Here is a 20,869-nt window from a genome sequence, read left to right on the forward strand (position 1 = left end):
ACGGGAGCGGTTAGACGGAGCCGATGATGGACAATCGCATTCGCCGGATCGTGATCCTGGGCGGCGGAACGGCGGGCTGGATGAGTGCCGCGGCCCTGTCGCGCGCGCTGGCCGGGCAACGCGTTGCCATCACGCTGGTCGAATCCGATGCGATCGGTACGATCGGCGTGGGCGAGGCCACCATCCCCACCATCCACTGGTTCAACCAGATCGTCGGCCTGGACGAGCGCCAGTTCCTGGCTGAAACCAAGGCGACGGTGAAGCTCGGCATCGAGTTCGTCGGCTGGAACGGCGAGGGAAGCCGGTACTTCCACCCCTTCGGCACGTTCGGCCCGCCGGGCGACGGCACGATGTTCCTCCACCGCCTGATCCGGGGACGTGCCGACGGCGATACCGCGCCCACCGAAGCCTATTCGCTGACCGCGCAGGCAGCGCGCGCGGGCCGGTTTGCCCGGCCGGTTCCCGATCGCCGCTCGCTCTTGTCGACCATGGGCTATGCCTATCATTTCGACGCGGGTCTCTATGCGCGCTATCTGCGCGGGCTGGCCGAGCGTGCGGGCGTCATCCGGGTCGAGGGCATGGTCGGCTCGGTCCGGCAGGACGACGACAGCGGCTTCGTCCGCGCGCTGACGCTGGACGACGGGCGCATCGTCGAAGGCGATCTCTTCCTCGATTGCTCGGGACTACGCGGCCTGCTGATCGGCGAAACGCTGGGCGTCGGCTATGACGACTGGTCGCACTGGCTGCCCTGCGACCGCGCCTGGGCCGTGCCGAGCGCAGCGGAGACGACCGTTACGCCGTTCACCCGTGCGACGGCGGCCGAGGCGGGATGGCGCTGGCGCATCCCGCTCCAGCACCGCGTCGGCAACGGCTATGTCTTCGCCAGCCGCTTTCAGGACGAGGCGGCAGCACGTGCGTCGCTGCTGGCCGGGATGGAGGGGCCGCCGCTCGCCGATCCGCGGCTGATCCGCTTCACGCCGGGGATGCGGCGCGAGCCATGGCGGGCCAATGTGGTGGCGATCGGCCTGTCGAGCGGGTTCCTCGAGCCGCTGGAATCGACCAGTATCCACTTGATCCAGAGCGGCATCGCCAAGCTGTTGTCGCTCTTCCCGGCGGCCGATTGCTCGCCGCTGCTGGCGCGGCAGTTCAACCGGATCTTCGGGCAGGAGATGCTCGACATACGCGATTTCCTGATCTTCCACTATCATGCGACGGCGGGGCGCGAGGAGCCGCTGTGGCGCGAGCGGCAGGCGATGGCGATCCCGGACACGCTCAGCGAACGTCTCGCGCATTTCCGAAACTCGGGCCGAATCGTCCTGTCGAGCGACGAGCTGTTCCGCGATGCGAGCTGGTTCGCGGTGCTTGATGGCCAAGGCGAGCGCCCCGGCGATCACAACCCCTTGATCGAGGGGACGGGTGTTCAGGAAAATCTAGGCCAATTGACTGCGTTGAAAGCGGCCATAGCGCGAGCGGCAGCAAGTTTGCCGGCGATATCTCGGGCTTAGCGTATCCGGTGTGATCAAGCGAGTTTTGGCGACCAGAGCACAACCCGAGCCAGCGGGCAGCGAGCGATAATTTTGGTAGGAGATTGACGGCGGGCGCGCCTTTGCGCGCCTCTGCATCGGTCCCGACCATTTTCGCAAGCGATCTCAGACGCTCGCAGTATTTCCCACTTCGAGCCGAAAGGTTGTCGTCAAGTCTGGCCGCAGCGTCACATCACCGCCATGGGCTCGCGCGATCCGGCGAGCGAGGCTGAGGCCGATGCCCGAACCGCCCGGCTTTGTCGTGTGGAACGGCCGAAAAATTGCGGCGCGCTCATCCAGGGGCATCCCATCGCCGCTGTCGGTGACAGATATTGTCAGGGCACCCGACGAGGACAGTTCGAACCTTAGCCCGACCGCACATGGCGCCGAGGCGGCGAGCGCGGCCTCGGCTCCGTTCTGCAACAATGCCCAGATCGCCTGCGTCATCTGGTCCCGGTCTATCCTGGCGACAGCGCCATCGTCGCCTTCGACCGTCAGCGTTACGTTCGGCGCGAAGCGGGCCGCGAAAAGGCGGGTGAGATCGTCGGCCAATTCCTCCAGCACCACCGGTTCGCGCACGGGGGCGGGCAGGCGGGCGAGGTCGCGATAGGCCCGCGTAAACGCCTCGAGCCCTTCCACTCTGCGAGCGAGCGTGGCCAGGATCGCTGGTAAGGCCGCATCTCCCGCCGAGGCTGCGGTGATGGCGCTATCGGCCAGCGACACGATCGGCGACAGTCCATTTAGCAGTTCGTGTCCGAGGATATCGATCATCTCGTCGCTGGCGCGTTCCTCGGCAGCGCGTTGTTCGGCCTCCGCGTCTATCAGGGCGACCAGACGATGCCCATTCGCGCCCTCTACCGCGTCAAGGCGAAAGCTGCGACCGTCATGGCGAAGGTGGGTTGAAGCCGATGCGAGGTGTAGCGCCACGACCGGGGGAATGCGGTCATTCGTCACGAACAGCGTCCGCGCGGCACGATTGAGCGCCTGCGCGCGCGTGCCCTCGGCGCGAACCAGCGGCACCGGAACCTGATCGAGCAGCAGGCGGAGCGGCAGGGCGTCTTCTTGCCGCCGTCGTGGCGCTGTCGCCAGCGGACGTCGGGCGGCGGTCCAGCATCCCAAGCCGATCACCCAGCAGAGAACGATGCCTGCTCCGACGAACGACGCCCATAAATGTGCCTGCCATGCCAGTACGAAACAGGCTCCGCCCAAAGCAAGCACCATGCCGGAACCGAATGCTGCGGCTGGGTTGCGCCACTCAGAGCCCATAGCGCGTCATCCGGCGGTACAGCGCACCGCGGCTGAGGCCGAGCGCGCCAGCAGCGTGCGTTACGTTGTAGCGATGCTGCCGGAGCGCCGCTTCGATGACCAGCCGCTCGTTCTCGTCGAGGTCGAAGCTGGGCGCACCCTCGTCGGCGGGCAGGGGCGGAAGCGCGGCCCGCGCCGGCGAAAGCCATTCGGCTTCGAGCACCGCGTCCTCGTGCAGCAGCAGCGCGCGTTCGATCGCAGCCGCTAGCCCACGCACCTCGTCTGGCCAGGATGTGCGGAGCACCATTGCCTCGGCGGCTGCGGATAGGCGCGGTACGGCGCGGTTATGCCGTTCGGCGGTGACCCACAGGAAATGCCGGGCGAGGAGAAGCGCGTCATCGCCTCGGTCCGCGAGCCGCGGTACCGCGATTTCGACCGTCGCGATGCGTCGGGCGAGCGCCGCTCCGATCCTCCGCGGATCGTCGGCGATCGCGATCGCGCGTGCCGAGACGGGTAGTCGCTCGTGCAGCCGCCTCTGCTCGACTTCTCCCAGGCGGTCGGGGTGGCGAAGCAGAACGCTGCCCTTTGCTCCCTCGAGCCGCGACCATGCTTCCGGATCGCGCAGGTCGATGGAGAGCATCGGCGTATCGGCATGGTCGGAAGCGGCATGGAGCACCGCAGCGGTAAGACTGCGCCCTGATCCGGGCGCGCCCGTGATGACGACGCCAGCCTTGCTGGGTCCGACTCGCCGGACCAGGGCGCGTACCTGCTCGATCGCGGGGCTGTCACCTATCAGACGGACCGGGGCCGATGATTCGGCAGTCGGCGGGGTTGTCTCGGAGGCATTGTGCGCCTGCTCGGGACGGGCGGCTGCTTCGAGTGCCGCGACCAGTTCGGCGTTGCGCCATGGTTTCATTACGAAATCGCACGCGCCCGCGCGCATGGCGGCCACCGCCACGCGGACGCCGCTATGCGCGGTGATGACGACGATGCGTGCGGCGGGATCGTCCGCGACGATTCGCCCGAGCAGTGTGAGCCCTTCGGCCCCGTCGGTGCGGCCGGGGCCATAGTTGAGATCGAGCAGGACGACGTCAAAGCGCTTCCGTGCGAGCCGTGAGAGTGCCTCTTCGGGGCTGCCGGCATGGTCGAGCCGATGACCGGCGAGGCGGATCGCCACGCTGAGCGATTCGGCAACGTGCGGATTGTCGTCGATCAGCAGGATTGCCAGCCCGGTTGACGCTGCTTCGGACCGTCCATTCGTGGACGGTCCGTCCGCGCCCGGACGGTCTCCGCTTGGCTCTCTGGCGGAATTTCCTTTCAACATAGTAGCTTGGCGTTTTCCGGTGGCTTCGACGACAATGCGGACATGATGACCGAACCCACAAAGGGCGCAAGCGCCGCGTCCGCAAAGGGCGAGCAGGTGATGGCGATCCTGACTGGACGAAACGCGGCGGGGACGACGATCGCCATAGTCACCCATCCGCCCAGTCATGCCGACATGGCGAAACGCCGCACCGACATGCTCGACGGTCGCATCGTCGCAAGCGCGATGCGCGCGATCTGATACGCTGCGCCCTTACCGAAGGACTGCCCGATGTACAGCTTCGCTTTGATTTCGCTGTATCGCTCGCTCACCCGCCACAAGCTCTATGCAGCCCTTAATATCGGCGGTCTGGCACTCGGCATCGCCGTGTTCCTGATCCTGGGGCTCTACGTCCGGTTCGAGACGCGCTTCGAAACCTGGCTGCCGGATTATCGCAGCCTGTATCTGGTTCAGGAACATTGGGATCGGCCGGGCAGCACCGCCAATGGCTATAGCGACGCGACCATGGGCGGGCTGATTGACCAGCTTCGCGAGGATTTCCCGACGACCGAGGCCACCCGCCTGCGCGGTGTCGGTGCCACGGTGTTGCGCGACGGCATCGGGACGCCGGAGAATTTTGCGCATGTGGACGGCAATTTCTTCGATCTGTTCCGGTTGCCGATGGTCGCAGGCGATGGCGCTGCGGCCCTGAAGGAACCGAACAACGTGCTGCTGAACGAGACGACTGCGCGGAAGTACTTTCCGGACGGGCGTGCGATCGGCCAATCCCTGACGCTGACCGTCGATGGCGAGACCCGTAGCTATCGCGTGGCCGGCATCTTCCGCGACCCGCCGAAGACGAGCGATCTGCCACTCGCGATGCTCGCCCGTATCCCGGCCGCGCCCAAAGATCGCTATTGGCATCACTGGGGCAGCGAGCGCTTGATGACCTTCCTGCACTTTCCCAGCCCGGATGCGGCGAAAGCCTATGCCGGCCAGTTCCCGGCCTTCGTGAAGCGCCGCGCGGCGAAGGATCTCGGCGACATGCTCTCAAAGTTCCGGCTGGAGATGGTTCCGATCGCCGACCGGCACCTGCAAGACCCCGCAGCCAGGCAGACGGTCGTCACGCTGGGGCTGGTCGGGCTGCTCACGCTGCTGATCGCCATCGTCAATTACGTCAACCTGGCGACGGCACGGGCGGGCTTGCGCGCGCGCGAGGTCGCGCTGCGCAAGGTGCTCGGCGCCAATCGGCGGACGCTGATCGTCCAGTTCTTGGGAGAAGCGATTCTCATGGTCGCGATCGCGGCGTTCGTGGGGCTGATGCTCACGGAGCTTGGCCTGCCGTTCGTCAATGCGGCGGGTGGCCTGTCGCTGACGCTTCCCTATGCAGAAGTGGTACCGGCGCTGCTGCTGGTCGTACTGGTGGTCGGCATCGGCGCCGGCTTCTATCCTGCGGTGTTGCTGTCGCGCTTTCCCGCCGCGGCGGCGCTGGCGGCTGCGCGGGCGCCCGGCGGCGGCCGGTCCGGCGCCCGGCTGCGCGAAGGGCTGGTCGTCGCCCAGTTCGCGCTTGCCATCGCGTTCATGATCGGGACGACCGTGCTGGTGGCGCAGACGCGACATGTGCGCGAGGCCGATCCCGGTTTCCGGCGCGATGGCTTGATCATCGTCCTTTCCACCGCCGACGGATCGGTGGACGCGAGCCAGCGCACCGCGTTCGTCGACGGATTGCGGCGTCTGCCAGGCGTCAAGGCGGTCGTCGGATCGGAATCGACCCCCGGCATGAACAACAGCAACGGCGCGCCGTTCAAGATACCCGGACAGGCGGGCGATGGTCCTTCGCTGCAATGGTATTTCGTCGGCCCCGGCTTCTTCGACACGATGGGAATCCGGCTGCTCGCGGGCCGCAGCTTCGACAATGCGCATCAGCTCGACGATTTCACCGACAAAGCCTGGAAAGAGGCGGTCAACGTGGTCGTCAATCGGCGCGGCGCGGAGACGCTGGGCTTTTCGAACCCCGCCGACGCGATCGGCAAGACGGTGGGCGGAGCGGAGTCACCGCGAACGATCGTGGGCGTCGTCGAGAATGCGCGTTTCTTTTCGTCACGCGATCCGATCAACGCGACGCTCTATTATTACACGCCTCGGCAGACGCAGCGCTGGCCAATCACCCTGCGCTACGAGGGCGATACGGAAGCGACGCTCCGTGCCGTGGAGGGCGCGTGGCGGCGGGTGGCGCCTAATGTGCCTTTCGATGCCAAGACCGCCTCGCAGAACATGGAGGCCTATTTCGAAGCGGACGATCGCGCGACCCGGCTGTTCGCGATCGGCGCAGGACTCGCCGTGCTCATCGGCTGCGGCGGATTGTGGGGGCTCGCTTCGTTCAACACCGCGCGGCGCGTGAAGGAGATCGGGATCCGCAAGACACTGGGCGCGTCTTCGGCCGACATTGTCCGGCTGCTCGTCGGCCAGTTCCTGCGCCCGGTGCTGATCGCCAACCTTCTCGCCTGGCCGCTCGCCTTCGTCGCGATGCGCAGTTGGCTTGCCGGGTTCGACGATCGTATCGCGCTGTCGCCGCTGTACTTCCTGGGTGCGTCCCTGGTCGCTGGCGGCATTGCGGTCCTCACCGTGCTCGGCCAGTCCCTGCGCGCCAGCCGCGCTGCTCCGGCCTGGGCGTTGCGGCATGATTGATGGTGGGCAGGGCCAAACCGCGGTCTGCCACAGAACCGTAATATCCGGGGCGCAACTCCGCGCTTTCGGAGCGCTGCCCTTGCACATTCTTATCGTCGAAGACGATCCGGTCATCGCGGATCACATCCTGACCGGTCTGCACCAGCATGGCCATGATGCCACGCTCGCGCGAAGCGGTATCGAGGCACTGGCCGCGTTCGAACCGTCAGCACATGACGCGATCGTGCTCGACCGGTTACTCCCGGATGCCGACGGCCTTGCGATCCTCGACCGGCTGAGGAGCAAGGGCAGTACCGTCCCCGTTCTCGTTCTGAGTGCGCTGGGATCGGTCAATGATCGCATCGAGGGCCTGGACGTCGGCGCGGACGATTATCTCACCAAACCGTTCGACATCGACGAGCTGGCTGCGCGGCTGGCGGCGATCGCCCGCCGCAACCAGCCGCGGCCCGAAGGCGCACTGATCGAGGTCGGGCGGCTCCAGCTTGATCCTGCCAGCCACCGCGCCAGCTTCCGCGACGCCGCGCTGGTGCTAAACCGCAAGCAATATTCGCTGCTCGCGCACCTGATGTGCAATGCCGATCGGCTGGTAACGCGCTCGATGCTGCTTGAACGCGTCTGGGCCTATAGCTTCTCGCCGACCACCAATATCGTGGAGAGCAACATCAGCCGGCTGCGCGCTACCCTGCTTGATCTGGGCTGTGATCCGATCGAGACGCAGCGGGGCGCCGGCTACATCCTCAGGTCCGATCGATGCGTCTGACGCCGCGGCTTGCGGCGCCCCGGGGCGGGGTGGGGCGGCTGGCAATCCAGGTCGGTATCGCCTTCGCGCTGGCCATGGCGGCGGTGGGCATGATCGCGTTCAGCGCTGCGGACGCCTGGGTGTCGAGCCGGATTGATGCCTCGCTGCGCCATCACACGGCCAAGTATCTCGCACCGCTGGACGGCCACCTCGTGACGGACGTCGAACTAGTCGAGCGGATCGGCGACTGGCAGCGTCGCAAGGTACTGAGCGAGCGCACCTATCTCCTCTTTGATAGGCAGGGGCGGAGGTTGGCGGGGCGGCTTGATCTCGCGCCGCCAGCCCCGGGCTTGTCGGACGTCCGCTTCTACGGCGGAGGCCGCGCGTCCCAAACCGGGCGTGCGCTCGCGACGCGCACCCCGGATGGGAGCCTGCTGGTCATCGTCCAGCACAGCGAGGCGGCGGAAAATCTGCACGCGCTGTTGCCGAGCGTGGTCCTGCTGATCTCGCTGGTTGCGGTGATCATGGGCGTGACGGCGACGCTGCTGTTCGCCCGGCTTACCGCCAACCGCCTGCTGGAGACGCAGAGCGCTGCCGATGCCATCGCCGCAGGCGATCTCAGCCGGCGGATCCCCACCGATCGGCTGGACGGCATGTTCGCGGTGCAGGCGCACAGCCTCAACCGCATGCTCGACCGGATGGAAGAGTTGGTGAGTGCGCAGCAGCTCTTCTCCAGCAACCTCGCGCATGAGTTGCGGACGCCGCTCACCCGGTTGCGCACCTTGCTCGCGCAAGGCGACAGCGGGCGTCCTGTGCCGCTCGAGCGGGCCGAACGCGAATGCGCGGCGATCATCGCCATTTTCGATGCGCTCTTGCGCTTGGCGGAAATCGAGACCGGTCGCCTGCCGCGCGTGATGGCGCCGCTGTCGTTGCGTCCGCTGCTCGAGGATGTCGCCGACACGATGGAGCCGGTACTGGCCGATCATGGCGGTCGGTTGGAGGTCGGACGGCTCGACGACGTCACCATCACCGGCGACGCCGATCTGCTCAACCAGTTGCTGGTAAACCTGCTGGAAAATGTCGCGACACACACGCCCGCTGGTACCAGCGCCCGGCTGTCGCTGGAGCGCGACGAGGCGGGTGCGCTGATCACGATTCGTGACGACGGCCCCGGTCTGGGGCCGGGCGATCACCACCGCCTTTTGCGTCCGTTCGAGCGGGGCGCGGCGGCGGGCGATGTGCGGGGGAGCGGACTGGGGCTGGCCATCGCGCAGGCGATCGTGCGCTTCCACCGGGGCAGGCTCGATCTGGGCGATGCGGCGCCGGGCCTGGAGGTGCGGGTGCAAATCCCGGCGAACGATCCGCTCAGCGCAGTCGTGCCCGCCGGCCCCGCCGCAGCCTGAGCGCCATCGACAGATACATCCAGAAGCCTGACGCGGCGAAGAACAATATAGCCAGACCACCCGCGAGGTTGAGCGCGATGCCGACGGGGCCCAGCGATTCGCCCGAATGGAGATGCTTCACCCAGCGGTTCCAGCTCCGCATCGCGCTCTGCGGCTTCTGCGCGGGCTTGGCGTCGATCGGAGCCTTGGCCTCCTTGCCTTCCTTTGCCGCCGACGCGGCCGGCCGCGTATCCAGCAGCGAGGTCATCTGGGTGGCGACGCCGGTCAGCGCCAGGACGAACAGGATCAGCGCAAACCATGGAGCGAGAAACTTGTGCCAGCGGCGCATCAACGATCTTTCCTACGATAGGGGTAGCAAGGGGGCAGTCCCTCCTGCCGCGCCGCTTGTGCCATGGCGACGATGACAGCGGGATGATGACAACATTCTAAGTTTGCAATGTTGCCGCTTTCACGCCCGATCCACGCCCGATCGTAACAGAGACGTCATGGGCCAGACCTAGCCCGACCGCGCACCCGGCGGCCGACCCGACCGACCGGGAACTGGGGAAAAGGGGAAGCATCGATGCCTGCCACATCGCTGGCGGCGGCCGCACGTGCGGATCGCCGAGCGCCGTCGTGCGCGTATCGTGCAAGCCTCGCCGCGGCGGAAGGACCGCGCCCAGCCCATGCCCTTCAGCCGATGATGAGGAAGACCATGAAACTGCTTTCGTCGCGCGCCGCCCTGCTTGCTGCAGGCGCGATTCTCCTGCCGGCCCTTGCCCATGCTGGTTCCGATACCAACCCGCCCGCAACGCCCGCCGGCCAGACCAGCAGCGCCAATCAGGCCGGGCAGGCGAACGACAGGCAGTCGCTCACCTCGTCGGACATCATCGTTACCGGTTCGCATACCGCGGAAGCCGCGCCGCTCACCGTCTCGCTTGCCACGACGCAGCCGCAATCGGCGGTCGGACGGGACTATATCGACCACGCGATCGCGACGGCGGACTTCAACACGCTGGTGCTGCTGACGCCCGGCGTATCGCTGTCGGGCGCGGGCAACGGCTTCGGCTTCTCCGAGACCAAGGTGACGATCCGCGGCTTTCAGGACGGCGAATACAACGTCACCTATGATTCCATCCCCTTCGCCGACACCAACAACCCGACGCACCACTCCACCGCCTTCTTCCCCTCGAACACGATCGAGACGGTGGTGGTCGATCGGGGCCCGGGCAATGCCAGCCAGCTCGGCCAGGCGACCTTCGGCGGCAACGTCAACCTCTATTCGCGCGCAGTGAGCGACACCGCGGGCGGCCAGGCCGAGGCGATCCTCGGCAACTGGAACAGCTTCATGGGTCGCGCCGAAGTGCAGAGCGGCCGGATCGACAAGCTGGGTGGCGCGCGCTTCGTGGTGGCCGGGCAATATCTGGAATCGGACGGCGCGCTGACCTGGTCGTCGGTGGGGTCGAAGAACCTGTTCGCCAAGGCGGTGGTGCCGATCGGCAACGCCAACACGCTCACCGCGATGAGCACGTGGAACCGCAACTTCTATTATCAGTCGGACGTGCTGAAGGGCGCGAGCTGCGGCAGCGCGACGATGGGCGTGGCGGGCTTCCCCAATGCGGCGCTCGGCACCGACGGCCAGCCGCTCACCCAGCTGACCGGCGACAATTGCGCCGCCAATTCGCAGATCGCCCAGTACGGCAAGAATTACGGCATGGGGAACGACCCCACCAAGCAGGACTATTGGCGCTACAATCGCACCGACAAGACCACCGATTTCAGCTATCTGCGCCTGCAGAGCCAGCTGGGCAAGGGCCTGTCGATGGACAACCGCGCCTATATGTATGGCTACACCAACAACACGATGTCGGGGAACACCGGCAATGTGGTGACCGGCTTCAGCGGCGCGGGCACGCCGGCCTCGCCCTACAAGGCGGTGAACGGCCCGGCGACCGACATTCTGGGCTATAACAAGCTCAACAAATATCGCGTGTTCGGCTATATCGGCCAGGTCGATTACGACTTCGGGCTGGGCAAGCTGCGTGTCGGCGGCTGGTACGAATATGCCGTCACCGATCGCCACAATTTCGATCTCGACCGCACCACCGGCCTGCCGAGCTACAACGAGAAGTTCAACAACGGCAGCGGCACCGCCGCCGCCAATGCGCTGCCGCCGATCAGCCAGGCCAACATCAACTTCGTCCAGCATTCGACCTGGAACCAGTATCAGCTGTTCGGCGAACTGGAGATCCGGCCGGTCGACGGCGTCTCGATCACGCCGGGCGTGAAGTACGTCCATTTCGAGCGCGGTGTCGCCGCCGCGCTCAACCAGAAGACGCGCACCCCGCTCGACACCAGCGCGACCTGGACCAAGACGCTGCCGTTCCTCACCGCCAACTGGCGGGTGACGCAGACCTGGTCGTTCTACGGCCAATATGCGCAGGGCATGTATGTCCCCGATCTGTCGAGCTTCTATTCGGCCTCGGGCTCGCTCGGCTCGGCGCTCGACGCGCTCAAGCCGCAGACCACCACCAACTATCAGGTCGGCACCGTGTGGCACGGCGCCAAGGTGTCGCTCGATGCCGATGCCTATATCATCGACGTCAGCAACAAGATCGGCAGCTGCACCAGCGCCGGTTGCGATACCAGCATCCTGCTGAACCTGGGCAAGGTGCAGTACAAGGGCGTCGAGGGTGGTGCCAGCGTGATGCCGCTGCAGGGGCTGACGCTGTTCGCCAATGGTTCGTACAACTATGCGCACAGCAACGATACCGGCGCGCAAATCGCCAAGGCACCCTTCTCCACGGCGGCGGCGGGCGTCGTCTATCGCAGCGGCGGCCTGCGCCTGTCGTTCAGCCAGAAGTTCACCGGCCCGCAATATGCGGCGGAACTCTCCTCCACCAGCAACGGCGTGACGACGGTGCTGGCGACGGCGTCGGGCGAGCGGCTCTATCGCATCCGGCCCTACAGCTATGGCGAGGCATCGGTGAGCCAGGACATCGGCCAGCATCTGCGGCTGGGCGTGACGGTCTCGAACGTGTTCAACAGCCGCGCGATCACCTCGATCGCGACGAGCGGCTCGGGCGCGCCGACCACCACGGTGAACGGCACCAAATACCAGACCGGCTATGGCCAGGGCGATCAGTTCAGCTTCCTGCCGCCGCGCTCGTTCCTGGTCGATATGCGCGTGAAGTTCTGAGCGTCGCCAAAAGGCGGAAGGAGAGGGGGCCGCCAGGGCAACTGGCGGCCATCTTGCTTATCGTCGCCCCTGACCTGCCCCCAACGGCTCCCTTGCTTTGATGCAGAGTCTGCGCGAGGTGGCCGTGTCCCGGAAATACTGCCGGCTAGAACGCGCGATCCGGCGTGCCATCCGCCGGGGCTAATACCAGGCTGCGTTGAAGCCGACTCCTCGAGCCTCTCCCCGTCCTCCCGGCGAAAGCCGGGATCCATTCGCCTCTCGGTCTCAGCAAACGCCGATAGCGATACCGCAACGAACCCCGGCTTTCGCCGGAGTGACGATGTGGAGAACGAAGAGAGGTTCTTCTCCGTGCAGGTTGGTATAATCCCGGCCGATGGAGCGAATTCGGCCGGTCGAAGCCGCGCCGAGCCCATTGCGGTTGAACCGCTTGTCGACGATCCGTCGGTCGAAGGCGATGTCGCGGGTCCACGGCGGCACCGCGACGCACCCAGGCGCACAGGTGGCCGCGCCGACACCCCGTAGCGCAACGGGATTGCAGGGGCGGCGCTGCCGCGGCACCATATCTCTCGACAGGTCGCCCAGCGTGCCTGCTGTCGGCGAAAGGGGAGAACGCATTGAATCGTCCCGACCAGGTCTCGGTTCCGACCGAAACCGGCACCAGGCTACGGCGTCTGAACATCAACCTGCTATATGCGCTCGACGCTATCCTCCAATCCCCCACGCTGACGGCCGCCGCCCATTTGATCGCACTGAGCCAGCCGGCGGTGAGCGCCAAGCTGCGCCAGTTGCGCGAGCATTTCGGGGACGAATTGGTAGTCTATGGCGAGGGGCGGCGGCTGACGGCGCTGGGCGAGGCGCTGCGGGCCCGTACCGGCCGGCTGCTGCGCGAACTGGACGACACGTTCAACCTCACGCTGGACTTCGACCCAGCGACCGCGACCCATATTATCACCATCGCCGCGCCCGAGGCAATCGAACTGATGTTCCTTGGACGGGCTATTCCGGACATCCGCGCCCGCGCGCCCGGCATCCAGATCCGGATGCTGCCGTTCGTTCATGATTCGACGCGGCGCCTGTTCGATGCCGGGGTCGACGTGGCGATCGTCCCCGAGCCGATGGTCGACGAGGGGCTGTGCGCCCAACCGCTGTTCCGCCACCGGCTGACCGGGTTGGTGTGCGGCCGCCACCGCTTTGCCGGGCAGGTGATCAACGAAGAACAATATCTTGCCGCCGCGCATGCCGCCGTCGCCGAGGAGGTCGAAAAATCGATGTTCGGGGACTATGGTCCGGGGCATGTCCTTGCCCGGCGCACCGTCGCGGTCCGCAGCAGCCTCTATTCGATGCTGCCATTGCTGGCGTTGGGTTCCGAACTGGTCGTGACCACCAGCGACTGGTTCGCACAGCATAACGCCGCCAACCTGCCGATGCAGCTGGTGGAACTGCCCTTTCTCGACATTTCGTCCCAAGCCGTCGTCCAGTGGCAACCCTATCGGGCACGCGAGCCGATGATCCAGTGGCTGGTCGAGGAGTTGAAGCTGGCCTGGGCGAAGATTGCGCAACCGGTGGCATCCAGAAACCGGATGGCAACATAAGATTTTACAATTTGATGACGTCCCGCGTAGCGCGCAGTCTCCACCCACGGTCGAGCCGAGCCAGCGCAACGGGCAACCCCCGAAAAAAGACGATGGCCGCCGATCCCGCAGAAGAACCTTCGGCATGCCAGGGGGCATGTCGATGATCGGTCGCCCAGCCGTGCCGGGGGGCGAGTCACTGCATCAGCGTGCCGCGGGCAACCCACCGCGCAACTGCGACCGTCGTCGGGCGCAGCGCGGGGTTGTGCGTCACGCGCAACGGGAGGGATGAAAATGCATCGGAGTCGCGGAGTTTTCCTGTCAGGCGCTGCCATGATCGCAACGCTTTCGATCGCCGGGCTTGCCGCGCCGGCGCCTGCCGCGGCGCAACGGCAGACGATCACGCTGCCCGCCATGCCGCTTGCGGAGGCGCTGGATCGAATTCGCCAGCAGACCGGCGCGACGATGGACGTCGATCCCGATGCGGTGAAGGGCCTCACCTCCAGCCCGGTGGAAGACGCACGCGACGCGATCAGTGCGGTCCGCCAGGCGACCCGCGGGGTGGCCGTTGCGGTGCGCGTCGAGCATGGCGGCAGGATCCTCGTCGTCAACGAAGTGACCGTGATCGCCCGGCGCAACGAGGCGGAAGAGAATGTGCTCGTCCGCGGCGAGACCAGCTCCAGCCGCACCGGCGAATCGCTGCGCGACCAGCCGCGCAACACCCAGGTGATCTCCGCCAAGCTGCTCGCCGAACAGCAGGCGCAGAGCCTGCCGGACGCGCTGCGCAATGCCGGCGGCGTCACCGTCAACACCGCCACCGTGCAGGGCGGCACCTCGTACAGCGTGCGCGGCTTCTCCACCGGCGGCGCGGTCAACGGCCTGCCGACGCCGTCGAGCAGCACCTTCGCCGCCGGGAGCACCCAGCCGCTGGCCAATGTCGAGCGGCTCGAAGTGCTGAAGGGCCCCGACGCGATCCTGCTGGGCGGCGACAGCCTGGGCGGCACGGTGAACATCGTCACCAAAAAGCCGAGCGCCGAGGAACGGCTCTATGTCTCGATCGAGGGCGGCTCGTTCACCTCGGGGCGGATCACCGTCGACGCCAACAACGCGATCACCGCCGACAAGCATCTGAGCGCCCGCATCGTCGCCACCGCCGCCGATGCCGATCACAATTTCGGCGGCTATCGCGGCAATGGCGATTATCTGTTCGCGCCCTCGCTGCGCTTCAAGAACGCCCATACCGACATCATCGCGAGCATCACGCTGGGCAACCAGATCATGGGCATGACGCCCTACACGATCTTCAATCCCAAGACGCTCCAGCCCTATCCGCTCGATCCCACCAAGCCGGTGATCGGCGATCGCAACCAGACCATCCAGATCAAGGGTACCACCTATGATCTGCAGGCCAAGCAGGAAATCGCGACCTGGCTGACCGCCGCGGCGCATTACCAGCACCAGAAGACGACGCTGTTCCTGAACCAGTATTCGCCGCTCGGCGTGACCGATCCCACCGCCGGGACCGCGATGGTGCTGACCAGCGGCGTGAGCCAGGTCAGCAGGAACGATTCGGTCGACGGCTATCTCCGGTTCAAGGTGGCGACCGGGCCGATCCAGCACAAGCTGGTCGTGGGTGCGATGTACTACAAGTACGACATCACGGCCGAGCAGCCGCCGGCGGGCACCCTTCTCCCATACAACATCCTCACCAAGACCCCGACGCTGCCGCCGCTCCCCACCACCTATGTCTACGCCAATCGCGCGACCGGGGACCAGACCAGCTACTATGCCCAGTATCTGGCGAAGTTCTGGAAGCTGTCGCTGATGGCGAGCGTGCGCAGGACCGAAGCCGATGCGGTGACGGCGATCGCCGGGCGGGCGGACACCAGCATCCATTCGAACGGGGCGACCACGCCCAGCTTCGGGGCGGTGCTGGAGATCACCCGGAACCTGTCGGCCTATGGCCTGCTCGCCTATGGTTTCCAGCCGAGCCTTTCGTTCGATTACACCCGAGTCAATCTGCTGCCGGACATCCGGACGCGCAACGCGGAAGGCGGCATCAAGCTCGACCTGTTCCACAAGCGCGTGCTGGTCAATGCCTCCTACTTCAAGCTCCGCCAGAGCAATGTGCGCGCGCCGGATCCGGTGCATCGCGGCTTCTCGATCGCGCTGCCCGGGCAAGTGGGCGAGGGCATCGACCTGAGCGTTTCGGGCGAACTGCTGAAGGGCTGGCTGGTGAGCAGCAGCTACACCCGCACCGACTATAGCTATCTCGTCCCCCAGCCGAGCTTCAACACGGTCACGCTGGCGCCGCGCGATCAGTACAGCGTCTACACCTCCTATCGCCACCGTGTCGGCAACGGGATGACGGCAGGCGTGGGCGCAGGCGTCTATGGCCGCTCGAGCGCCGCGGTCGACAAGCTCGGCAAGGTGTGGATCGGGCCGACCAACCAGGTCGATCTCAACACCTTCCTCACGATCGGCAAGCTGGACGTCAATTTCGGCGTGCGCAACGTTCTCGATCGCGTGAACTATGGCGTCACTTCGGGCACCAACTACGTCCCGCTCGGCGAGCCCCGCACCTGGCGGCTGACCCTCGGCTATCGCTTCCGCTGAAGAAGGTTCGTTGACGATGCAGCCCCAGCCCGCTTCCCCCGGTAGCCCCCGTCGCAAGACGGGGGGCGCCTCGATCCGAACGGCCCCTGGCGGGTGGCGGCACGCATGGCGGTTCTACACCAGCTACTGGACGTCGCGGCACTGGAAGTCCGCCTGGGCGCTGCTGCTCGTGCTGATCGCCTTCCAGTTCACCGGCGTCTATGTGTTCGTGCTGATGAACCGCTGGCAGCAGCGCTTCTTCAACAGCGTCGAGCAGCATCAGGTGTCCGCCTTCGGCGGGTTCATCCTCACCTTCGTCGGCATCCTCGCGCTGCAGATGGTTTTCGTCGTCGTCTCGCCGATGGTGAAGCGGTTTCTGTGCCTGCACTGGCGCGTCTACCTCACCGAAAAATATGTCGATCGCTGGCTCGACCGGAACCGCTATGCGGAGATCGAGCGGCTGCGGATGATCGACAATCCCGACCAGCGCATCGCCGACGATCTGCGGTTCATCACCGATCCCGAACTGGGATCGATGCCGGTGTTCCTTGAAGCCATTCATTCGGCCGTTTCGATCTGGGCGATCGTCCACATCCTGCTCGAAACCGCGCCGCCGCTCGTCCTCGCTGCCTTCGGCCATTCGGTGTCGATCCCCGGCAGCACCATCTGGTACGCGCTCGCCTATGTGCTGATCTGCAGCGTCGCGATCGTGCTGCTCGGCAAGCCCTATGTCCGCGCGATGATGTGGTGGCAGCATCGCGAAGCCGATTTCCGCTCGAACCTGGTGCATGTCCGGCGCAACGCGGCACAGATCGGGCTGGCGGATGCGGTGCCGATCGAACGCGCATCGCTGCGCACCCATATCCGCGACATCCGGCGGAGCTGGCGATCGGTCATCCTGGCGCAGGTCGGGCTCAACGCTGCCAACGGCCTGTACGAGCGGCTGGCGTCGATCATCCCGCTGTTCATCCTGGTGCCGCGCTATTTCGCCGGGGCGATCACCTTCGGCCAGGTGATGGGCGGGCGCGACGCCTTCGCGAACCTGATCCCGTCGCTCGGCTTCTTCGTGCAGCTCTATCCGCGCATCGCCACCCAGGTCTCGTACGTCAATCGTATCCGCGCGCTCGATCAGGCGATCGACGATCAGCGCCCCGTCGGCATCGTCACGGGTGCAGGGGCGCCTGCCGAGACCGCGCTCGCCGCCTCGAACCTGCTGATCCGCCGTCCGCACGGCGAGCCGCTGGTGGATGTCGGTGACTGGCAGGTGCGCGCCGGCGAGCGCTGGGTGATCCGCGGCCCCTCGGGCGCGGGCAAGAGCACGCTGCTGCGCGCGCTGGCCGGGCTGTGGCCCGATGGCGAGGGGCAGGTCGCACTCGCCGATCGCACCACGGCCATGTTCGTGCCCCAGCGCCTGTACCTGCCGGTGGGCACGCTGAAGGCGGCGATCTGCTTCCCCGACGCGGCGGACAGCCACGCGGACGGCGCAATCCTGGCGCTGCTTGATGGCGTGCACCTCGCCCATCTCTCCGACGATCTCCACGCCGAGCGCATGTGGCAGGAGGAGTTGTCCCCCGGCGAGCAGCAGCGGGTCGCGCTTGCGCGCATCCTGCTGCAGCGCCCGTCGCTGCTGATCCTCGACGAGGCGACCAGCGCGCTCGATCCCGCCAATACCGCGCATTTCCACCAGCAGATCGACAAGCACCTGCCGGGCGTGACGCTGGTCAGCGTGGTCCACGACGCGCGGCTCCATCGCTACCATGATCATGCGCTGATCATCGACCAGGGCCGTGCCGTGACCGGCCCGATCGGAAGCGACGGACAATGAGCCTGTTGACCACCGATGCGGTGCAGATGCGCGCGGTTGCGGCCGCCGCGGTCGACACCGCCCGGCGGCTGGGCGCCGACCATGCGGTCGTCGCCGCCCGGGCCGCCGCCGCGGTAAAGGTGACGGCCCGCGCGGGAGCGACCGAGACCGCGCTGCGCGACGCCCGCCAAACGCTGACGCTGCGGCTGTATCGCGGCGCGCGCATGGGCGTGGCAACGACGGCGGCGCTGGATCCGGCCGCGGTGCGCCGTGCGGCCGAGGAGGCGCTGGCGCTCGCCGCGCTGATGCCCGAGGATCCCGACGCACTGCCGCCGCCGCTGGCCGAGATGGCCGTCGACGCCCCGCTGCCAAGACTGTTCGCGCCGGCCAGGCGCGATCCCGCCCAATTGCGCGAACTGGCACTTGCGGGGGACGCCGCGATCCGCGGTGCCGCCGTTCCGGCCGGCGTTGCGATCGAAACCGTGTCGATGAGCGTGTCCAGCAGCGAGAGCGTGGTCGCGATGGCGACGAGCGCAGGCTTCTGCCGCGCGCAGGACTTCTCCAACCAGAGCGCTGCGGCAGTCGCGCTGGCGCGGGACGCAAGCGGCGCGGCCAACGATTTTGCCGACAGCCATGATCGGCGCTTCGATCATCTGCTGCCGGTGGAGGCGCTCGCGGCCGGCGCTGCCGAGCGCGCGGCGCAACAGCTCGGGGCACGGGCGGTGGCGAGCCATCGCGGCCCGGTGCTGCTCGAGCCGCGCATCGCCGCGGTGCTGCTCCGCGAACTGGTCGGCGCGCTATCCGGCAGCGCGCAGGACCAGGGGCGGACCTTCCTGCCCCGCGCGCTCGGCAGCACCGTCGCCGCCGATCACCTCGCGCTCGAAGAGGATCCGCAAGAGCCGTTCGGGCTGGCCAGCGGCGCCTTCGACAGCGAGGGCGTGGCCGGGCAGCGGCGTGCAGTTCTGCATGATGGCATGGCGCTCGGCTATTTTCTGGGAACACGCTCCGCGCGACGCCTTGGCATGGCATCGACGGGCAATGCCGATGGACCGTGGAACCTGCGGCTCACCAGCAGCGCGCCGAGCGGCGATGTCGCGACGCTGTGCCGCCAGATGGGCCAGGGCCTGGTAATCCGCCGGTTGATGGGCGGCGCCACCGATCCGGTGACCGGCAACTGGACGCAGGCGGTTTCCGGCCTGTGGGTGGAAGGCGGCGTGCCGGTGCATGCCGTAGCAGACGTTACCGTGGGCGGCAATCTGCGGGACATGTTCAGGGCGATCCTCGCAATGGGCCAGGATGTGGAGCGCCACGGCGCGATCCGGACCGGCTCGCTCCTGATCGACGGCATGCAGATCGGAGGCGCGGCATGATACGCGGTTCCAAGTTCGATCCGGTGACGGATCGAATCTTCACCCCTTCCGAGCTGGATCCCACCGATCTCTCGCGCACGCTGGGCGCGCTGGCGATGGGGGGGATCGACCTTGCCGATCTCTTCTTCGAATCCAAGCGCTCGCGCACCTTCCGGCTGGAGAACGGCCGCGTCGCCGGCGGCTCGTTCCAGATCGACCAGGGCGTCGGCGCGCGGGTGGCGCGCGGCGGTCAGGTGGCGTTCGCGCATTCGGCCGACATGCGGCCGGAGGCGCTGGCGACGCTGGCCGAGGCGGTGCGTGCACTCGACGGGGGCGCCGGCGGCGCGGCGCGGATACCGCTGACGACGCGGGTTGCCGGCCATGTCCTCTACCCGCCCATCGATCTGGATACGGCGGGCGATGCCGCGACCTGGTTTGCGCTGCTGGGCACGATCGACGCGGCGGCGCGGGCGGCCGATCCGCGGGTCACGCGGGTCAGCGCCTTTGTCCGCGTCGTCGACCAGGCCATCCTGGTGGCCGATCTCGACGGCAGGTTCGCGACCGACCTGCGCCCGACGGTGCAGCTCTTCCTCGACCTGGTCGCCGAAACGGGCGGCAGGCGCGCGCGCGGCCAGGCCGGGCTCGGCGGCCGGCATGGTGCGGCGGAATTGCTCGGCGATCCGCTCGACACTGCCATCGCGAGGGCGGTGACGATGGCGGTGACCAACCTCGATGCGCGTCCGGCGCCGACCGGCACCATGTCCGTGGTGCTGGGCCCCGGCTATCCCGGCGTGTTGTTCCACGAAGCGGTGGGCCATGGCCTCGAAGCCGATCATCACCGCAAGCAGCTCTCGGCCTTCGACGGCAAGATGGGTGAGCGGATCGCCGCCCCCGGCGTGACGGTGGTCGATGACGGCAGCGTGCCGGGGCGGATCGGCTCGCTCGGCGTCGACGACGAGGGCGTGCCGGGCGCACGCACCACGCTGATCGCGGACGGCTTCCTCACCGGCCTGATGCAGGATCGGCTGAACGCGGGGCTGATGAACGCCCGCCCGACCGGCAATGGCCGCCGCCAATCCTATGCGCATCTGCCGATGCCGCGGATGACCAATACCTTCCTGCTGGCCGGCCAGGACGACCCCGCCGACATCGTCGCCTCGGTCAAGGACGGGCTCTACGCCACGGCATTCGGCGGCGGGCAGGTCGATATCGTCACCGGCCGGTTCAACTTCACGACCACCCAGGCGTGGCGGATCGAGAATGGCCGCATCACCGCCCCCGTCGAGGGCGCCACGCTGATCGGCGTCGGCCACGAGGCGCTGCGGCACATCTCCAGGATCGGCAACGATCTGGCGCTCGACGAGGGTGTCGCGAGCTGCAGCAAGCAGGGCCAGAATCTCGATGTCGGGGTGGGCCAGCCCACCATCCGGATCGACCAGATGCTGGTCGGTGGCGCTACCGCATGATTTTC

At 67.0% G+C, this 20,869-nt stretch carries 15 protein-coding genes; 11 read left to right on the plus strand and 4 right to left on the minus strand.

Going from position 1 to position 20,869, the window contains the following annotated elements:
- Window positions 1–23: 23 nt before the first annotated feature.
- The gene (locus tag SAZ01S_RS14210) at window positions 24–1,505 is read left to right on the plus strand and encodes a tryptophan halogenase family protein (RefSeq protein WP_084582932.1); all 1,482 of its coding nucleotides are present in this window, start codon (window positions 24–26) and stop codon (window positions 1,503–1,505) included.
- Between the two features lie 144 nt (window positions 1,506–1,649).
- Here SAZ01S_RS14210 and SAZ01S_RS14215 read toward each other — a convergent pair whose 3' ends face one another.
- Together SAZ01S_RS14215 and SAZ01S_RS14220 are read right to left on the minus strand one after the other, a co-directional pair.
- On the minus strand, window positions 1,650–2,789 hold the full coding sequence (locus SAZ01S_RS14215; protein ID WP_084582933.1) for a sensor histidine kinase: 1,140 nt from the start codon (window positions 2,787–2,789) through the stop codon (window positions 1,650–1,652).
- On the minus strand, window positions 2,779–3,996 hold the full coding sequence (locus SAZ01S_RS14220; protein ID WP_281252162.1) for a sigma-54-dependent transcriptional regulator: 1,218 nt from the start codon (window positions 3,994–3,996) through the stop codon (window positions 2,779–2,781). The genes SAZ01S_RS14215 and SAZ01S_RS14220 overlap by 11 nt, the downstream gene beginning before the upstream one ends.
- Window positions 3,997–4,098: 102 nt before the next feature.
- On the opposite strand from SAZ01S_RS14220, the gene SAZ01S_RS14225 reads away from it, so the two are divergent.
- From SAZ01S_RS14225 to SAZ01S_RS14240, 4 genes are all read left to right on the plus strand, one after another.
- Window positions 4,099–4,332 carry a hypothetical protein gene (locus SAZ01S_RS14225; RefSeq protein ID WP_084582935.1) on the plus strand — a complete coding sequence of 78 codons (234 nt, stop codon included), beginning with the start codon at window positions 4,099–4,101 and terminating at the stop codon, window positions 4,330–4,332.
- Window positions 4,333–4,362: 30 nt separating this feature from the next.
- Window positions 4,363–6,759, plus strand: coding sequence for an ABC transporter permease (locus tag SAZ01S_RS14230; RefSeq protein ID WP_084582936.1), 2,397 nt, complete (start codon window positions 4,363–4,365; stop codon window positions 6,757–6,759).
- Window positions 6,760–6,838: 79 nt separating this feature from the next.
- Window positions 6,839–7,519, plus strand: coding sequence for a response regulator transcription factor (locus tag SAZ01S_RS14235; protein WP_139810084.1), 681 nt, complete (start codon window positions 6,839–6,841; stop codon window positions 7,517–7,519).
- On the plus strand, window positions 7,510–8,901 hold the full coding sequence (locus SAZ01S_RS14240) for a sensor histidine kinase (protein WP_084582938.1): 1,392 nt from the start codon (window positions 7,510–7,512) through the stop codon (window positions 8,899–8,901). Before SAZ01S_RS14235 ends, SAZ01S_RS14240 begins: the two co-directional genes overlap by 10 nt.
- On the opposite strand, the gene SAZ01S_RS14245 is transcribed toward SAZ01S_RS14240, so the two are convergent.
- Window positions 8,864–9,229 carry a PepSY domain-containing protein gene (locus tag SAZ01S_RS14245; RefSeq protein WP_084582939.1) on the minus strand — a complete coding sequence of 122 codons (366 nt, stop codon included), beginning with the start codon at window positions 9,227–9,229 and terminating at the stop codon, window positions 8,864–8,866. The genes SAZ01S_RS14240 and SAZ01S_RS14245 overlap by 38 nt on opposite strands.
- A 366-nt stretch (window positions 9,230–9,595) precedes the next feature.
- Between SAZ01S_RS14245 and SAZ01S_RS14250 the strand changes: the two genes are divergently transcribed.
- Complete coding sequence (locus SAZ01S_RS14250) at window positions 9,596–12,079, plus strand: TonB-dependent receptor (protein ID WP_245824882.1); 2,484 nt, start codon at window positions 9,596–9,598, stop codon at window positions 12,077–12,079.
- Between the two features lie 264 nt (window positions 12,080–12,343).
- Here SAZ01S_RS14250 and SAZ01S_RS23710 read toward each other — a convergent pair whose 3' ends face one another.
- The gene (locus SAZ01S_RS23710; RefSeq protein WP_139810085.1) at window positions 12,344–12,694 is read right to left on the minus strand and encodes a hypothetical protein; all 351 of its coding nucleotides are present in this window, start codon (window positions 12,692–12,694) and stop codon (window positions 12,344–12,346) included.
- Between SAZ01S_RS23710 and SAZ01S_RS14255 the strand changes: the two genes are divergently transcribed.
- From SAZ01S_RS14255 to SAZ01S_RS14275, 5 genes are all read left to right on the plus strand, one after another.
- On the plus strand, window positions 12,694–13,671 hold the full coding sequence (locus SAZ01S_RS14255; RefSeq protein ID WP_084582941.1) for a LysR family transcriptional regulator: 978 nt from the start codon (window positions 12,694–12,696) through the stop codon (window positions 13,669–13,671). The genes SAZ01S_RS23710 and SAZ01S_RS14255 overlap by 1 nt on opposite strands.
- 312 nt (window positions 13,672–13,983) lie before the next feature.
- Window positions 13,984–16,266, plus strand: coding sequence for a TonB-dependent siderophore receptor (locus SAZ01S_RS14260; RefSeq protein WP_167693167.1), 2,283 nt, complete (start codon window positions 13,984–13,986; stop codon window positions 16,264–16,266).
- Between the two features lie 16 nt (window positions 16,267–16,282).
- The gene (locus SAZ01S_RS14265) at window positions 16,283–18,070 is read left to right on the plus strand and encodes an ABC transporter ATP-binding protein/permease (protein WP_084582943.1); all 1,788 of its coding nucleotides are present in this window, start codon (window positions 16,283–16,285) and stop codon (window positions 18,068–18,070) included.
- Window positions 18,067–19,419 carry a TldD/PmbA family protein gene (locus SAZ01S_RS14270; RefSeq protein ID WP_084582944.1) on the plus strand — a complete coding sequence of 451 codons (1,353 nt, stop codon included), beginning with the start codon at window positions 18,067–18,069 and terminating at the stop codon, window positions 19,417–19,419. Before SAZ01S_RS14265 ends, SAZ01S_RS14270 begins: the two co-directional genes overlap by 4 nt.
- A complete protein-coding gene (locus tag SAZ01S_RS14275; RefSeq protein WP_084582945.1) occupies window positions 19,416–20,864 on the plus strand; it encodes a metallopeptidase TldD-related protein in 1,449 nt (482 codons plus the stop codon). Before SAZ01S_RS14270 ends, SAZ01S_RS14275 begins: the two co-directional genes overlap by 4 nt.
- Window positions 20,865–20,869 lie beyond the last annotated feature (5 nt).

Origin of the sequence: Sphingomonas azotifigens NBRC 15497 (assembly GCF_002091475.1) — a bacterium.
GTDB lineage: Bacteria > Pseudomonadota > Alphaproteobacteria > Sphingomonadales > Sphingomonadaceae > Sphingomonas > Sphingomonas azotifigens.

Excerpts from the sequence above, each read along its gene's own strand:
- SAZ01S_RS14240 (WP_084582938.1), top strand. The coding sequence starts at position 7,510 with ATGCGTCTGACGCCGCGGCTTGCGGCGCCCCGGGGCGGGGTGGGGCGG.
- SAZ01S_RS14270 (WP_084582944.1), top strand. The coding sequence starts at position 18,067 with ATGAGCCTGTTGACCACCGATGCGGTGCAGATGCGCGCGGTTGCGGCC.
- SAZ01S_RS23710 (WP_139810085.1), bottom strand. The coding sequence starts at position 12,694 with ATGCGTTCTCCCCTTTCGCCGACAGCAGGCACGCTGGGCGACCTGTCG.
- SAZ01S_RS14275 (WP_084582945.1), top strand. The coding sequence starts at position 19,416 with ATGATACGCGGTTCCAAGTTCGATCCGGTGACGGATCGAATCTTCACC.
- SAZ01S_RS14260 (WP_167693167.1), top strand. The coding sequence starts at position 13,984 with ATGATCGCAACGCTTTCGATCGCCGGGCTTGCCGCGCCGGCGCCTGCC.
- SAZ01S_RS14250 (WP_245824882.1), top strand. The coding sequence starts at position 9,596 with ATGAAACTGCTTTCGTCGCGCGCCGCCCTGCTTGCTGCAGGCGCGATT.
- SAZ01S_RS14230 (WP_084582936.1), top strand. The coding sequence starts at position 4,363 with ATGTACAGCTTCGCTTTGATTTCGCTGTATCGCTCGCTCACCCGCCAC.
- SAZ01S_RS14265 (WP_084582943.1), top strand. The coding sequence starts at position 16,283 with ATGCAGCCCCAGCCCGCTTCCCCCGGTAGCCCCCGTCGCAAGACGGGG.
- SAZ01S_RS14210 (WP_084582932.1), top strand. The coding sequence starts at position 24 with ATGATGGACAATCGCATTCGCCGGATCGTGATCCTGGGCGGCGGAACG.
- SAZ01S_RS14215 (WP_084582933.1), bottom strand. The coding sequence starts at position 2,789 with ATGGGCTCTGAGTGGCGCAACCCAGCCGCAGCATTCGGTTCCGGCATG.
- SAZ01S_RS14245 (WP_084582939.1), bottom strand. The coding sequence starts at position 9,229 with ATGCGCCGCTGGCACAAGTTTCTCGCTCCATGGTTTGCGCTGATCCTG.